The organism is Gracilibacillus saliphilus (genome assembly GCF_010994085.1).
GTDB lineage: Bacteria > Bacillota > Bacilli > Bacillales > Amphibacillaceae > Gracilibacillus > Gracilibacillus lacisalsi.
The window spans coordinates 764,717-780,197 of the sequence record NZ_WJEB01000001.1; the positions used below are offsets into that span (position 1 = coordinate 764,717).

At 36.4% G+C, this 15,481-nt stretch carries 12 protein-coding genes; all 12 read left to right on the forward strand.

What is annotated here, in order from left to right:
• Positions 1–52: 52 nt before the first annotated feature.
• The gene (locus GHT08_RS03725; protein ID WP_163579895.1) at positions 53–358 is read left to right on the forward strand and encodes a hypothetical protein; all 306 of its coding nucleotides are present in this window, start codon (positions 53–55) and stop codon (positions 356–358) included.
• Positions 359–368: 10 nt separating this feature from the next.
• Positions 369–839, forward strand: coding sequence for a DUF6115 domain-containing protein (locus GHT08_RS03730; protein WP_163579897.1), 471 nt, complete (start codon positions 369–371; stop codon positions 837–839).
• A 152-nt stretch (positions 840–991) separates the two neighbouring features.
• On the forward strand, positions 992–1,744 hold the full coding sequence (gene rpsB / locus GHT08_RS03735; RefSeq protein WP_163579899.1) for a 30S ribosomal protein S2: 753 nt from the start codon (positions 992–994) through the stop codon (positions 1,742–1,744).
• Positions 1,745–1,823: 79 nt separating this feature from the next.
• Entirely contained in the window at positions 1,824–2,711 is an 888-nt protein-coding gene (gene tsf / locus GHT08_RS03740) for a translation elongation factor Ts (protein WP_163579901.1), read from the forward strand.
• 163 nt (positions 2,712–2,874) lie between these two features.
• Positions 2,875–3,597: a UMP kinase gene (pyrH, locus tag GHT08_RS03745; protein WP_018932642.1), complete on the forward strand. Its 723-nt coding sequence runs from the start codon at positions 2,875–2,877 to the stop codon at positions 3,595–3,597.
• Between the two features lie 3 nt (positions 3,598–3,600).
• The gene (gene frr, locus GHT08_RS03750; protein WP_163579903.1) at positions 3,601–4,158 is read left to right on the forward strand and encodes a ribosome recycling factor; all 558 of its coding nucleotides are present in this window, start codon (positions 3,601–3,603) and stop codon (positions 4,156–4,158) included.
• Between the two features lie 131 nt (positions 4,159–4,289).
• Entirely contained in the window at positions 4,290–5,057 is a 768-nt protein-coding gene (locus tag GHT08_RS03755) for an isoprenyl transferase (protein ID WP_163579905.1), read from the forward strand.
• A 14-nt stretch (positions 5,058–5,071) separates the two neighbouring features.
• On the forward strand, positions 5,072–5,854 hold the full coding sequence (locus GHT08_RS03760; RefSeq protein ID WP_163579907.1) for a phosphatidate cytidylyltransferase: 783 nt from the start codon (positions 5,072–5,074) through the stop codon (positions 5,852–5,854).
• A 24-nt stretch (positions 5,855–5,878) separates the two neighbouring features.
• The gene (gene dxr, locus GHT08_RS03765) at positions 5,879–7,021 is read left to right on the forward strand and encodes a 1-deoxy-D-xylulose-5-phosphate reductoisomerase (RefSeq protein ID WP_163579909.1); all 1,143 of its coding nucleotides are present in this window, start codon (positions 5,879–5,881) and stop codon (positions 7,019–7,021) included.
• A gap of 30 nt (positions 7,022–7,051) precedes the next feature.
• Complete coding sequence (rseP, locus tag GHT08_RS03770) at positions 7,052–8,308, forward strand: RIP metalloprotease RseP (protein WP_163579911.1); 1,257 nt, start codon at positions 7,052–7,054, stop codon at positions 8,306–8,308.
• Between the two features lie 52 nt (positions 8,309–8,360).
• Positions 8,361–10,061 (forward strand): proline--tRNA ligase, encoded by a 1,701-nt coding sequence (locus GHT08_RS03775; RefSeq protein WP_163579913.1) that lies wholly within the window; start codon positions 8,361–8,363, stop codon positions 10,059–10,061.
• A 653-nt stretch (positions 10,062–10,714) separates the two neighbouring features.
• Entirely contained in the window at positions 10,715–15,001 is a 4,287-nt protein-coding gene (locus GHT08_RS03780; RefSeq protein ID WP_163579915.1) for a PolC-type DNA polymerase III, read from the forward strand.
• The last annotated feature ends 480 nt before the right edge of the window (positions 15,002–15,481 follow it).

Here is a 15,481-nt window from a genome sequence, read left to right on the forward strand (position 1 = left end):
ACTGGAAACAAATGAAAGTGCGGATATTTATTTCAAATATTGGAGGTATCCCATGAGTTGGAAAGCAGTAGAAATGCAGGTAGCGTTGCCTAGAACACAGGATGCAGGTAAAATTCAGGATCAGATGCAGCAACAAGGCAGGATTGATCAGAATCAACTAGCACAATCAATGGCTAAAGAAGACTTAAAAAGACGAAAGCAAGTTTTGGAACAAGAAGCAAGTGAACAACTAAAAAACAACAAGCAAAAAAGGGACAGCCACTTCCAAGAAGTATCGGAAGATAAGAAAAAAGAGAAACGTCATCAACATCAATACAAACATCCTTACCTAGGAAATAAAGTGGATTTTAGTGGTTAAGAGGTAGATTATGCTATATATATTGTTATTGTTTAGTTTTATCATTCATATTGTAACTTTTATCATCATCCGGCAACTGAAATTAAAACAAGATACATTGGCTGGGGTAGAAGATAACGTGAACCAGCAAGTGAAAAATATCGAAGACACTCTTGCTGTTTATTTGGTGGAGTTAAAAGAAGAAAACGAGAAATTTGTACAACAAGTGGAAAAGTTTAATAGTAACAACTCAGATAATAATAATCAAAAACAACATGAAGTTAGAAAATCTGTTAAAGAAGTCAATACACCTAAACAGTCAACAAAAGAATATCAACCCATTTCACATGTTGAACAAGTCGAAGATGTTGTAGAACGTTCAACGACAGCTTCTGTGTTACATTTGCATGAAAAAGGTTATACAGTAGATGAAATAGCGAAAGAGCTGGACAAGGGTAAAACAGAAGTTGAGCTATTATTGAAATTTCAACAAAAAAAATGAAATATCGCTTGATTGCAACTATACATTATGGTATATTTGTTTTCGGTGTTAAATACACACGTTTGTGGAAGGTACAAGTGGTGCTATTTACTAGTCCTTGTATCGTATGAAACAAATGGAGGAATAAAAACCAATTTACAGGAGGAAAAATAATGGCAGTTATTTCAATGAAACAACTACTAGAAGCTGGTGTTCATTTTGGACATCAAACACGCCGTTGGAACCCAAAGATGAAGAAATATATCTTCACAGAGCGTAACGGTATTTACATTATTGACTTACAAAAAACAGTGAAAAAGGTAGAAGAAGCATACAATTTCGTAAAAGAAATCGCTGAAAATGATGGAACTGTTTTATTCGTAGGTACAAAGAAACAAGCACAAGAATCAGTAAAAGAAGAAGCGATCCGTTCAGGAATGTACTTTGTCAACCAACGTTGGTTAGGTGGAACATTAACGAACTTTGAAACAATTCGCAAACGTATCAATCGCTTAAAAGATATCGAAAAAATGGAAGAAGACGGCACTTTTGAGGTGTTGCCGAAGAAAGAAGTTGTAGGTCTTCTTAAAGAGAAAGAACGCCTAGTGAAATTCTTAGGCGGTATTAAAGAAATGAATAAAATTCCTGATGCTTTATTCATTATCGACCCAAGAAAAGAACGTATTGCTGTTGCAGAAGCACATAAACTAAACATTCCGATCGTAGGTATTGTTGATACAAACTGTGATCCAGATGAGATTGATTATGTAATTCCAGCGAATGATGATGCTATTCGTGCTGTGAAACTTCTTACTGGTAAAATGGCAGATGCTATTTTAGAAGCGAAACAAGGAGAAGTAACAGAAGAAGCTGCTGAGCAAGCAGAAGCTACAGAAGAAGCTGAAGTTGAATCTGTAGAAGAGTAATTAAAGGTTTTGGTGATAAGAGGGAGACCTTTTATCACCTTTTTTTCAGCAATATATGATATTAAAGGAGGAAATTCTAATGGCAATTACAGCAAAATTAGTAAAAGAACTAAGAGAAAAAACTGGTGCAGGTATGATGGATTGTAAAAAAGCACTTCAAGAAACTGATGGTGACATCGAGCAAGCTATTGATTATCTACGTGAAAAAGGTATCTCTAAAGCTGCGAAAAAAGCAGACCGTATTGCTGCGGAAGGTTCTGCATATGTAGAAGTTTCTGGAAACGAAGCAGTATTATTAGAATTAAACTGTGAAACAGACTTTGTTACCAAAAACGATCAGTTTAAGACTTTAGCACAAGATCTTGCTAAACACATTCTTTCTCAAAAACCTGAAACTGTTGAAGATGCTTTAAAACAACCACTTAACGGTGACGGTGAAACAATAGAAGAATTCATCAACTCCAATATTGCAAAAATTGGTGAGAAAATTTCCTTGCGTCGTTTTACACTATTTAACAAAACGGATAATGATGCGTTTGGAGCATATATCCACATGGGTGGTAATATTGGTGTAGTTACTGTTCTTGAAGGAACAACTGATGAACAAGTAGCCAAAGATATTGCAATGCACGTAGCTGCTGTAAATCCTAAATATCTATCTCGTGATGCTGTTTCAGCAGAAGATGTCGAAAAAGAGCGAGAAGTACTTAAAACACAAGCATTAAACGAAGGTAAACCAGAACATATTGTTGAAAAAATGGTAGAAGGTCGTCTTAACAAGTTCTTTGAAGAAATTTGCTTATTAGAGCAAAGTTTTGTAAAAGATCCTGATCAAAAAGTAAAACAAGTTGCCAAAAATCACAATGCAACAGTTAAATCTTTCGTTCGCTATGAAGTTGGGGAAGGAATTGAAAAGCGTGAAGATAACTTTGCTGAAGAAGTAATGAGTCAAGTAAACAAAAAATAGCTTTGATTAAAAAGAGGGGCACTTGGTGTCCCTTTTCTTTGAAAAGTAACAATGATAAACCAATTGTTTTTACTAATATATTTTAGGAAATTGGAGATTCTTACCCTTTTACTTGGCTAAATTCTTCGTTTTCTTTATAATATTTACATATATGGAGGTAATTATGGCTACTGCTAACTACAGAAGGATTGTTCTTAAATTAAGTGGAGAAGCACTGAGTGGTGAACAAGGATTTGGTCTTGAACCATCTATCATTCAATCAGTGGCAAAACAAGTAAAAGATATAGTTGAATTAGGCGTAGAAGTTGCAATTGTTGTTGGTGGTGGCAATATATGGCGTGGTAAAGTAGGAAGTGAAATGGGCATGGATCGTGCTAATGCTGATTATATGGGAATGTTAGCTACTGTCATGAATTCTTTAGCTCTTCAAGATAGCCTTGAAAATGTAGGCATTCCAACACGTGTTCAAACTTCCATCGAAATGCGTCAAGTAGCAGAACCATATATTCGTCGTAAAGCAATTCGACATCTAGAGAAAAAGCGTGTGGTTATTTTTGCTGCTGGAACTGGTAATCCATATTTCTCAACTGATACAACTGCAGCTTTACGAGCAGCAGAAGTGGAAGCAGATGTTATTTTGATGGCTAAAAATAACGTAGATGGTGTATACACTGCTGATCCTAAAGTTAATAAAGAAGCTAAAAAATACGATGAGTTATCTTACTTAGAAATCTTAAATGAAGGATTAGGTGTAATGGACTCAACGGCATCATCATTGTGTATGGATAACAACATTCCTTTACTTGTATTCTCCATTTCAGAGGAAGGAAACATTAAGAAAGCTGTAATTGGCGAAAATATTGGAACAATTATAAGGGGGAGCTAAAACATGTCTGAACAGTTAATTAAAGAAACTCGAGAGAAAATGGATCAAGCGGTAAAAGCATATTCTAAAAATCTGGCAACAGTAAGAGCGGGAAGAGCAAACCCAGCTTTATTAGATAGTGTACAAGTGGAGTATTATGGTGCATTGACACCATTAAACCAACTGGCATCTATTTCTGTGCCGGAAGCTAGGTTATTAGTTATAACACCATTTGATAAATCTACCGTTTCTGATATCGAAAAGGCTATTCAAAAAGCTGATCTAGGTTTATCACCATCAAATGACGGTAATGTAGTTCGAATCAATATTCCTCCATTAACAGAAGAGCGTCGTAAAGAATTAGTGAAAGTAGTTGGCAAGTATGCGGAAGAATCAAAAGTGCAAATCCGTAATATTCGACGTGATACTAATGATCAATTAAAGAAAGATGAAAAGAATGGTGACCTTACAGAAGATGAATTAAGAGGTTTCCAAGATGACGTACAATCAGCAACAGACACACATATTCAAAAAATTGATGAATTAACGAAAGAAAAAGAACAAGAAATTATGGAAGTCTAAGCAAAAAAAAGGTAGAATATATGATGAGTGTAGAAGCCCTCTTAATAAGAAGAGGGTTTTTCCACTTTACATGATAGCCATACATATATGGAATATTGAATAGAACGGTTTTTTAATGATGGAGGATAATTATGCGTTTGTTTAAACTTCCTTTTAAGAATAGTAAAGACAACACTGTAGAAGTATCACAAACAGTGTCTGAAAATTCACCTAAGCACATTGCTATCATCATGGATGGGAATGGCAGATGGGCACAAAAAAGAGGATTACCGCGGATTGCTGGTCATCGAGAAGGAATGGATAATGTCAAGCGAATTGTAAAGGCAGCCAATCAATTACAAGTTGAAATATTAACATTATATGCATTTTCAACTGAGAATTGGAAACGACCATCAACTGAGGTAGAATATATTATGAAGTTGCCTATCGATTTCTTGCAGCATTATTTACCTGAGTTAGTGGAGGAAAATGTTCGTATCCAAACTATTGGTGAATTCGATGACCTACCTAAAAATACAAAAGCAGCGATTCAGAAAGCTAAAGATCAAACCGCAGATAATAATGGATTAATATTAAATATTGCTATTAACTATGGCAGTAGGTTTGAAATGATCCGTTCGATCAAGGAGATTTGCCAAGAAGTACAAGATGGTAAGTATGGAATCGAAGAGATTACAGAAACTACACTAAGTGACCATTTATATACTTCTCATATTAAAGATCCTGATCTATTAATTCGCACGAGTGGTGAATTAAGACTTAGTAATTTCTTACTCTGGCAATCCGCTTATACAGAATTATGGTTTACAGATACATTGTGGCCAGATTTTAGTACAGAAGAATTTGAGAAAGCTATCAACGATTTTCAGAAACGAAAACGTCGTTATGGTGGAATATAAGGTGTGAAAATAATATGAAAACAAGAATTATTACTGCGATTATTGCAATTTTGCTTTTCTTCCCATTTATATTTTTAAGTGGTTTACCCTTTCAAATAATCATGTATATCATTGCCACAATTGGTTTTCTGGAACTATTACATATGAGAAAGATGACCAAGTATCCAATCCCTACTGTTTTAGGTGTTATTTTATTATGGTCTTTGTTATTTCAAGATGAATATTTATTTTTTTCTACACGCTTAGAGTTGCTCATGTTTTTTGTATTAGTTTTGCTAGGTTATACAGTGTTAGTTAAAAATAAATTTACATTTGAAGATGCAGGTTTTTTAATTTTAGCATCGATTTACGTTGGTTTGGGCTTTCATTATTTCATCCAAACTAGGGAAGTAGATGATGGACTAGTTTATATTTTTTATGCTATTCTAGTAATATTGTCAACTGATACAGGTGCTTATTTCTTTGGAAGAGCATTTGGCAAGCACAAGCTTTGGCCGCAAATCAGTCCAAAGAAAACTGTTGAAGGAGCACTTGGCGGAATATTAGTAGCTAGTGTAGTAGCCATTATTTTTCAGTACTTTTTCCAAGTACATGAATCAATATTGTTAGTTGTTGTGGTTACAATTATCGCTTCTATATCTGCTCAGATAGGTGATCTAGTCGAGTCTGCTATCAAAAGGCATTATGATGTGAAGGACTCTGGAAAAATATTGCCTGGTCATGGTGGGATACTAGACCGTTTTGATAGTTGGTTATTTGTTTTTCCTTTATTACATTTTATTCATTTTATATCATAGATATTATTAGTAGGAGTACCAGTTATGAAAAATATCACTTTATTAGGAGCAACAGGTTCTATAGGTCTACAAACATTAGATGTTATGAGGGAGCATCCTCATCAGTTTCGGTTATATGGGATCGCTTTTGGTAAAAATGTAGACAAGGCTAAAGAAATTATAGCGGAATTCAAACCTGAAAAAGTTGTAGTTCAAGATGAAAAAATCCGCAATGAGTTGTTAATTAATACCGACCAAAACACGATATTAGTTGGGAAAGAAGGAATGGAAGAGGTAAGTGCTGATCCAGAAACAGATGTATTAGTGAACGCGGTAATGGGTAGTGTTGGACTAGGGGCAACTCTAACTGCGATCAAACACAATAAGCAAATTGCGATAGCCAATAAAGAAACATTAGTTACAGCAGGTCACCTAGTCATGAAAGCAGCTAAACAGTATGGCGTTGACTTATTACCTGTGGATAGCGAGCATTCGGCTATTTTTCAAGCACTTAATGGAGAATCACACAAAGATGTCAACAAAATCATATTAACTGCTTCAGGTGGCAGTTTTCGTGATAAAACGAGAGATCAGCTTCAAGGAGTAACTGTAACAGATGCTCTTAATCACCCTAATTGGAGTATGGGGGCTAAAATAACGATTGATTCTGCTACCATGATGAACAAAGGGCTAGAAGTCATTGAGGCGCATTGGCTATTTGATGTACCTTACGACAAAATAGAAGTCATTCAGCATAAAGAAAGTATTATCCATTCAATGGTTGAATATGCTGATAAAAGTATTATTGCTCAAATGGGAACTCCCGACATGCGTGTACCAATTCAGTATGCTCTAACATATCCAGATCGATTGCCAGTGTCATCATCTCAAAGCCTTGATTTAGTGGAAATGAGTACACTTCATTTCTCAAAAATGGACATGGAACGATTTCCGTGTTTAGCTTTTGCTTATCATGCAGGTAATAAAGGTGGTTCATTACCTACAGTGTTGAATGCAGCAAATGAAGCTGCAGTAGATTTATTTTTGCGTGAAAAGATTACCTTTCTAGAGATTGAACAATTAATCGAGAATGCTATGGAAAACCATAGTTTTGTTGAACAGCCTGACTTAGAAACAATCAATGCGATCGATCAGGAAATAAGAAATAAAACGTACGAAAAATATTAAAGAAGTGTTAGTAGGAAGGAGTGCTCCTAAGTGACAACTGTTATTGCCTTTATTTTAATGTTTGGACTACTAGTATTCGTTCATGAGTTTGGTCACTACTATGTTGCTAAGAAGACCGGGATGCTTGTTCGGGAGTTCGCAATTGGTTTTGGACCTAAAGTATTTTCTACGGTGAAAAACGAAACGTTATATACCATAAGATTATTACCGATGGGTGGATATGTACGAGTTGCTGGCGAAGACCCAGAAATCATTGATATTAAACCAGGTCAACATATCGGGTTAACATTTAATAATGACGGCGAAGTAAAAGAAATTATTGTAAACAATAAAGAGAAACATCCCGATGCTTTTGTGATTGAAGTGGAGCATATTGATTTAGATCATGCTTTAACCATTCAAGGCTATGAAATTAATGAAGATGAAAAGTATTCCTTCCGTGTCAATAGAAAAGCATCCTTTATTATGGATGAGAAAGCAACCCAAATCGCACCATACGATCGTCAGTTCTCCTCAAAAACAGTTGGTCAAAGAGGTTTACAATTGTTCGCAGGACCATTCATGAACTTTGTACTTTCAATAGTGATCTTTCTTGTATTAGCTAATTTACAAGGTGTTCCAGTAAAAGAGATGCAGGTCGGGGCTGTCGCAGATAATAGTCCTGCACAAGAAGCTGGTTTTCAAGCTGATGATAAAGTAATTGAAATTGAGGGTCGAAGCATTAGCAAATGGGAAGAATTTCATGAAATCGTCCAAGAAAGTCCGAATGAAACGTTGGAAATGATTGTTTTACGTGGCGAACAACAAGTTCCATTGGAAGTCACTCCGGCATTAATCGAATCACCTGAGGGAGATTTTGGACAAGTAGGTGTAATTCAAGCGACAGAGAAATCGTTTGTCCGAAGCATTCCTTATAGTTTAGAAGAAACATATCGTTGGTCAACTATGATTTTAACGAATTTAGGGAAGTTGATAACTGGTCAATTCTCTATAGATGTACTATCTGGACCCGTTGGAATTTACGACGCTACAGATCAAATCGTCAAAACAGGCTTTTTGAACTTTTTAATGTGGACCGCAGCATTAAGTGTTAATTTAGGAATTATTAACCTGTTGCCGTTACCCGCATTAGATGGAGGAAGGCTTTTGTTTGTTGGGCTAGAAGCAGTCCGAGGTAAACCGATCGATCCACAAAAAGAGGGTGTTGTTCATTTCATTGGCTTCGCATTATTGATGCTACTGATGATCATCGTTACATGGAATGACATCCAGAGATTGTTTTTGTGATGCTAGCTAATCTATATGGGTAATATTGAAATTATCGAGGTGAGTTGAGAAGATGAGACAAAGTCAAACTTTAATTCCTACATTAAAGGAAACACCTGCAGATGCTGAGATTAAAAGTCATCAGTTGTTAGTCCGTGCAGGATTTATTAGACAAACAGCTTCAGGTGTATACAGCTTTTTACCAATGGGCAATAAAGTATTAAAAAATGTCGAGAAAATTGTACGTGACGAAATGGAAAAAGCAGGAGCTGTTGAGATGTTAATGCCTGCTCTGCAACTATCTGATCTGTGGAAAGAAACAGGAAGATGGTATACGATGGGTCCTGAGTTGATGCGGCTAAACGATCGTCATGAAAGAGAGTTTGCACTTGGAGCAACACATGAGGAAGTTGTTACAAGCCTTATTGGTGATGAAGTAAAAAGTTATAAAAAACTACCACTGTATGTGTACCAAATACAAACGAAATTCCGTGACGAAAAACGTCCAAGATTCGGCCTTTTAAGAGGACGAGAATTTATTATGAAAGATGCTTATACGTTCCACACCGATCAAGGAAGTCTTGACGAAGCTTATCAAAAAATGTATCAAGCATATTCAAACATTTTTACTCGTTGCGGCTTGAATTTCCGAGCAGTTATTGCTGATTCTGGTGCAATGGGTGGTAAAGATACGCATGAATTCATGGTATTATCAGAGATCGGTGAAGATACAATCGCCTATTCCGATACTTCTGATTTTGCCGCTAATATTGAAATGGCACCGGTCCATGTTACATATGAACAAAGTGATGAAGCTGCACTGGACTTAAAAATGATTGATACACCGGGCTATAAAACTATGGTGGAAGTCGCTGAATTTTTAGGACAACCATTAGAAAAAGGGATCAAGTCTTTACTGTTTAAAGTAGATGAACGATTTGTTTTAGTTTTATCTCGTGGTGACCATGAAATCAATGATATTAAGTTGAAGAATGCGTTAGCTGCTACTAATGTAGAATTGGCATCAGAGCAAGAAACAAAACAACTATTGAATGCAGAAGTAGGCTCGATTGGCCCTATTGATGTACCTGAAGATATCGAAGTTATTGCTGATCATGCCGTTGGCGTTATTCGTAATGGTTATTGCGGTACTAATAAGAATGACAAGCATTACCAAAATGTAAACCCAGATCGAGATTTTAAGGTATCTTCTTATCAAGATCTTCGTTTTATTCAAGAAGGGGATCCGTCTCCAGATGGTCAAGGTAAGATTAAGTTTGCTAAAGGAATTGAAGTTGGCCATATATTCAAATTAGGTCAATTCTATGCAAAAAAACTAGACGTGCAATATTTAAACGAACAAGGTAAACAAGAAACAATGACGATGGGTTGTTATGGTATTGGAGTGTCTCGGACTCTAGCTGCAATTGTAGAACAATATCATGATGATAATGGTATTAAATGGCCAAAAGAAATTACGCCATATCATGTCCATTTAATTGCAGTAAATCCGAAAAATCAAGAACAGCAGGTTCTAGCAGAGAATATTTATGAACAACTGCAAGAAAACAATATCTCTGTTTTATTTGATGATCGAAAAGAACGACCAGGTGTTAAGTTTGCTGATAGTGATTTGATCGGATTGCCAGTTAGAATAACTGTTGGTAAAAAAGCTGCAGAAGGATACGTAGAGTGCAAGTTAAGAGAGAACGGGGAGCAAGAAGATCTTCACGTGTCAGAATTAATTGACAAAATCAATTCATTACTAAAATAACCACATTCCCTTGTCGCAACATCGCAGGCAAGGGAATTATCTATTTAACAAAAAGACAACCATTCAATATACATGTTATAGTTTACACATATACTACGAAGTAACTGGACATGGATTTGCTCTCTTCCGTACTGAATTTTGATGAGTGGATGATCGTCGCTGCGGAAAAATACTCCCTTTCCAGGGGCGATCTTGAGCTAACTTGGTGAAGGAAAACCACTTCACCAAGTGGATCTTCGGCTCGTGCTATTCCCCCAGGAGTGTCGCATTTTTCCGCAGCTTAGATTTGTGTTCTAAACAAATGACAGGAAATCCTAAGAAAGACCGACCCAAGTGTTCTATTCTAACAACAATCAGAAAAGTAAAATTAGCGAAGGCAGAATACGAAGACTCCTGTGGGACAGCGAGAGCTGAAGATCCACTTTGCAAAGTTAGCTGAAGCCGAGCCCACGGAAAGCGCAGTATTCTGCCGGAGCGGTATTCCAGTACTTACTATGGAAAGAATGGAAGAAAGTCTCACTCTCGAAATTTTCACTTGATTCGCAGTATTTATTAGTTACGAAGTTTTTTAGGAGAGAAAATGGAACTGGTTTTTGCGTGGTTTTGTCTTATGATAAAATAATAGGAAGATTAATAGGTAAAGGAGATCGAAGATGAGTATCTCTAGTCAGGAAAAATTTCAGCTACTAATGAAACAGATTGGTATTGCTGATGATATGAAAAATAAATATTTTCAAAATGGGGCTATTGAAAAGCTGGAAGTTTATCGGTCTAATCCATTATGGCACTTCTATTTTCATCTTGAACAAACGATCCCTGCTGATATATATCAAGCGTTTATTTTGAAATTAACCGAAGCTTTTTCATCTATTGCTAAAGTTTCATGGACTATTAGAGTGGATCAACATGCGTTAGACGAACAGGAACGATTCCGTTATTGGCAAATCTTTTTATCAGAATTGATGAGTGAATCACCTAAATATCGTACTTTTGAAAATAAAAAACCTCTATTTAACGATAATAATATTATGTTAACTGTGAGTAATCAAATTGAGGCACAGTGGAGTAAAACCATTCAATCACAATTTGATCATTTCTGTCTGAAAGTTGGTTTACCAAAACAACTTATTCAACTTGAAGTAGCCGCACAACAAGAGGAAATTGAAAAATTCCAACAGGCGAAGGCGATGGAAGATCGCAAAAAAGTAGAAGAGGCTTTTAAAGAACAAGAAAAGCGTGCAAAAGAGGCAAAACCAGAAAGCCCATCAGGTCCAGTTCAGCTTGGATATCCTATCAAAGAAAACTCTATTCCAATGAAGGATGTTGTAGAGGAAGAAAAAAATGTTATTTTCCAAGGATTTGTTTTTGATGCTGAAATTAGAGAATTACGTTCTGGTAGACATTTATTAATACTTAAAGTAACAGATTATACCGATTCTTTTCTGATAAAAATGTTCTCTAAAGGTGACCAAGATGCGGAGAAGTTCAAACAGTTAAAAGAAGGTATGTGGATTAAAGCTAAAGGGATGGTTCAGACTGATAATTTCTCAAATGAACTAACCATGATGGCCAAAGATATTCAAGAGGTAGCTTCCATTACAAGAGAAGATCATGGATATGATGAGGAAAAACGAGTAGAATTACACGCACATACATTAATGAGCCAAATGGATTCCGTTGTGTCCGCTTCGAAATTGATTGAACAAGCTGGTAAATGGGGACATAAAGCTATTGCCATTACAGATCATGCCGTAGCCCAAGCTTATCCAGAAGCATATGCTGCTGGACAAAAACATGGTGTGAAAGTTGTGTATGGTGTGGAAGCAAACATTGTCGATGATGGTGTACCAATTGCCTATAATGAATCAGACCGTGTCTTAGCAGAAGATACGTATGTTGTATTTGACGTGGAGACAACAGGATTATCGGCAATATATGATACCATTATCGAACTCGCTGCCGTTAAAGTCCATAATGGAGAAATAATTGATCGTTATGAATCTTTTGCTAATCCCCACCACCCACTATCTGAAACTACTACTAACCTAACTGGCATAACAGATGACATGGTAAAAGATGCGCCAGAAGTGGAGGAAGTATTAAAAGAATTTCATGAATGGATGGGAGACGCCGTTTTAGTAGCACATAATGCTGATTTTGATATGGGATTCTTAAATACTGGATTTAAGCGTATTGGTTATGAAGAAGCAAATAATCCCGTTATTGACACATTGGAATTAGCTCGTTTATTGTTCCCTGAATTAAAGAATCACCGTTTAAATACGTTGTGTAAAAAGCTTGATATCGAGCTTACCCAACATCACCGTGCGATTTATGATGCAGAAGCAACGGGTTATTTATTATGGAAGTTTGTTAAACTATCAATTGAGCGAGGTATTGTGAATCATAACCAATTTAATCAGCACATGGGAGAAGGCAATGCTTATCAACGTTCTCGCCCGTTCCATGCTACATTATTAGCTGTAGATCAAGAAGGGTTGAAAAATATTTATAAATTGGTTTCATTAGCACATATTGATTATTTCTACCGTGTTCCACGTATACCTCGGTCTAAATTACAACAATATCGTGAAGGTATTTTAGTAGGTACGGCATGTGACCAAGGTGAAGTATTCGAAACAATGATGCAAAAATCAAAAGAACAAGCTGAGAAGGTGGCACAGTTCTATGATTTTATCGAGGTTCAACCTCCTGAAAATTTTGTCCATCTTTATGATCGAGAATTAGTGCAGAATGAAGCGCAGTTATTTGATATTATTCGCAATATTGTTCAACTTGCTGATGAACTAGGTAAACCTTGTGTTGCTACAGGAAATGTCCATCATTTAGAAAAGAATGATATGGTTTACCGGCAAATACTGATCGCATCCCAAAGTGGTAATCCGTTAAACAGACAAACATTACCGAATACGTATTTTCGTACTACGAACGAGATGATGGATGCATTTTCGTTTTTGGGCCAAGAAAAAGCAAAAGAAATTGTAATCACTAATCCAAACGCCCTTGTCGATCAAATTGATGAGGTCAAACCAGTAAAAGAAGACCTTTATACACCGAATATCGAAGGTGCAGAGGAAGAAATTCGCGAATTAAGTTATAACTTTGCTAAATCTGTCTATGGTGAAGCAATTCCGGAGATTGTGGAGAAACGGGTAGAAAAGGAATTAAAAAGTATTATTGGCCATGGATTTGCGGTTATTTACTTAATTTCACAAAAGCTAGTAAAAAAATCATTAGATGATGGCTATTTAGTAGGATCACGTGGATCTGTCGGTTCTTCATTAATCGCGACTTTTACCGAGATTACAGAAGTTAATCCATTGCCACCTCACTATGTATGTCCAGAATGTAAGTATAGTGAATTTTTTAATGATGGTTCAGTCGGTAGTGGTTTCGATTTGCCTGATAAGAAGTGTCCAAAATGCAATGCAGAATTGAAAAAAGATGGACAAGATATTCCGTTTGAAACTTTCTTGGGCTTCAAAGGGGACAAGGTTCCAGATATTGACTTGAACTTTTCCGGTGAATACCAGCCACGTGCCCACAATTATACGAAAGTACTTTTTGGCGAAGATAATGTATACCGAGCAGGAACAATTGGTACGGTAGCCGAAAAAACAGCTTATGGATATGTTAAAGGGTATGCAAGTGACAAAGAATTAACGCTGAAACAAGCAGAAGTTGACCGTTTAGTAAAAGGGTGTACCGGTGCTAAACGGACAACGGGACAACACCCTGGTGGTATCATTGTTGTACCAGATGATAAAGAAATTTATGATTTTACCCCGATTCAATATCCAGCAGATGATCGAAATTCGGAATGGCGGACAACACACTTTGATTTCCATTCGATTCATGATAACTTGTTGAAACTTGATATCCTTGGACACGATGATCCGACTATGATTCGCATGCTTCAAGATCTAAGTGGTATTGATCCACAAACAATACCGACTGATGACGATGAGGTAATGAAGATATTTTCCGGTCCTGAAGTGTTAGGTGTAACACCAGACCAAATTATGTGTAAGACCGGAACATTAGGTGTACCTGAATTCGGTACAAGATTCGTACGCCAAATGCTCGAAGATACCAAGCCGAAAACCTTTGCGGAGTTAGTTATCATCTCAGGTCTAAGTCACGGGACAGATGTATGGTTAGGTAATGCTCAAGAACTTATTAATAATGGTATTTGTGGATTACCAGATGTTATTGGTTGTCGTGATGATATCATGGTGTATTTAATGCACAAAGGCTTAGATGCATCACTTGCCTTTAAGATTATGGAGTTTGTACGTAAAGGGAAAGGCTTAGAGCCTGAGTGGATCGAAGAAATGAAGAAACACGATGTACCAGATTGGTATATCGATTCTTGTAAAAAGATAAAATATATGTTCCCAAAAGCACACGCTGCCGCATATGTATTAATGGCGATTCGAATAGCCTATTTTAAAGTTCATTATCCGATTTATTTTTATGCAGCATATTTTACCGTAAGAGCTGATGACTTTGAATTAGATACGATGATCAAAGGTTCAGAAGCAATGCGCAAACGGATCAAAGAAATTCTGGATAAAGGTAATGATGCGCCACCTAAAGAAAAAAGTTTACTTACTGTTTTAGAATTAGCATTGGAAATGAGTGAACGAGGCTACCATCTTCAAAAAGTAGACCTCTATCGTTCTTCCGCGACGGAGTTTTTAGTAGATGGTGACAGTCTGATCCCTCCATTCAATGCAGTCGATGGATTAGGAACAAATGCCGCAATCAATATTGAGAAAGCGCGAGAAGACGGAGAATTCTTATCAAAAGAAGATTTAAGAGAACGTAGCCGTATTTCTAAAACTGTATTGGAATACTTGGATCAACATGGTTGTTTAGACGGAATGGCAGAGAAAAATCAATTATCTCTGTTTTAATAAGGAACTTTTTATTGGATAAATACAGTAAATCCCTTGCATTATTCCACCATTCATGCTATATTTTATACAGATTTCATTTGATGCGGACAGAAAGAGTGGGCCTTCCCACTCTTTCTTCTTAGGTATCAACAAAGAACGATATAGGGTTTTGATAAATCCCTTGCCATTTTTGGCAAGGGATTTATCATTCCGACTTCACTAAATGTGAATGGTTCCATGAAACTTGTTGGGCTACATAGATTACTTATCAACTTACAAATTTATAATGAACACCCAACATTTGTATTAGAGCCCTTTTATCACAGTGTTAATCATCCATAAAAGTCTCGCTTCAAGGTCAAATAAATCGAAGAAGTTTAGGAGTCTCAGGTGAGACGAACACTCTGATAAGTTTCGCTAATCCTCAGTCAAGGATAAAAAACTCACTGTGGGAGTCTCACTTTATGTGTGTATCGTTTAATAAATATGGGAAATATA

Coding starts and splice junctions, on each gene's coding strand:
- GHT08_RS03725 (WP_163579895.1), top strand. CDS start 53: ATGAGTTGGAAAGCAGTAGAAATGCAGGTAGCGTTGCCTAGAACACAG.
- GHT08_RS03730 (WP_163579897.1), top strand. CDS start 369: ATGCTATATATATTGTTATTGTTTAGTTTTATCATTCATATTGTAACT.
- rpsB (WP_163579899.1), top strand. CDS start 992: ATGGCAGTTATTTCAATGAAACAACTACTAGAAGCTGGTGTTCATTTT.
- tsf (WP_163579901.1), top strand. CDS start 1,824: ATGGCAATTACAGCAAAATTAGTAAAAGAACTAAGAGAAAAAACTGGT.
- pyrH (WP_018932642.1), top strand. CDS start 2,875: ATGGCTACTGCTAACTACAGAAGGATTGTTCTTAAATTAAGTGGAGAA.
- frr (WP_163579903.1), top strand. CDS start 3,601: ATGTCTGAACAGTTAATTAAAGAAACTCGAGAGAAAATGGATCAAGCG.
- GHT08_RS03755 (WP_163579905.1), top strand. CDS start 4,290: ATGCGTTTGTTTAAACTTCCTTTTAAGAATAGTAAAGACAACACTGTA.
- GHT08_RS03760 (WP_163579907.1), top strand. CDS start 5,072: ATGAAAACAAGAATTATTACTGCGATTATTGCAATTTTGCTTTTCTTC.
- dxr (WP_163579909.1), top strand. CDS start 5,879: ATGAAAAATATCACTTTATTAGGAGCAACAGGTTCTATAGGTCTACAA.
- GHT08_RS03775 (WP_163579913.1), top strand. CDS start 8,361: ATGAGACAAAGTCAAACTTTAATTCCTACATTAAAGGAAACACCTGCA.
- GHT08_RS03780 (WP_163579915.1), top strand. CDS start 10,715: ATGAGTATCTCTAGTCAGGAAAAATTTCAGCTACTAATGAAACAGATT.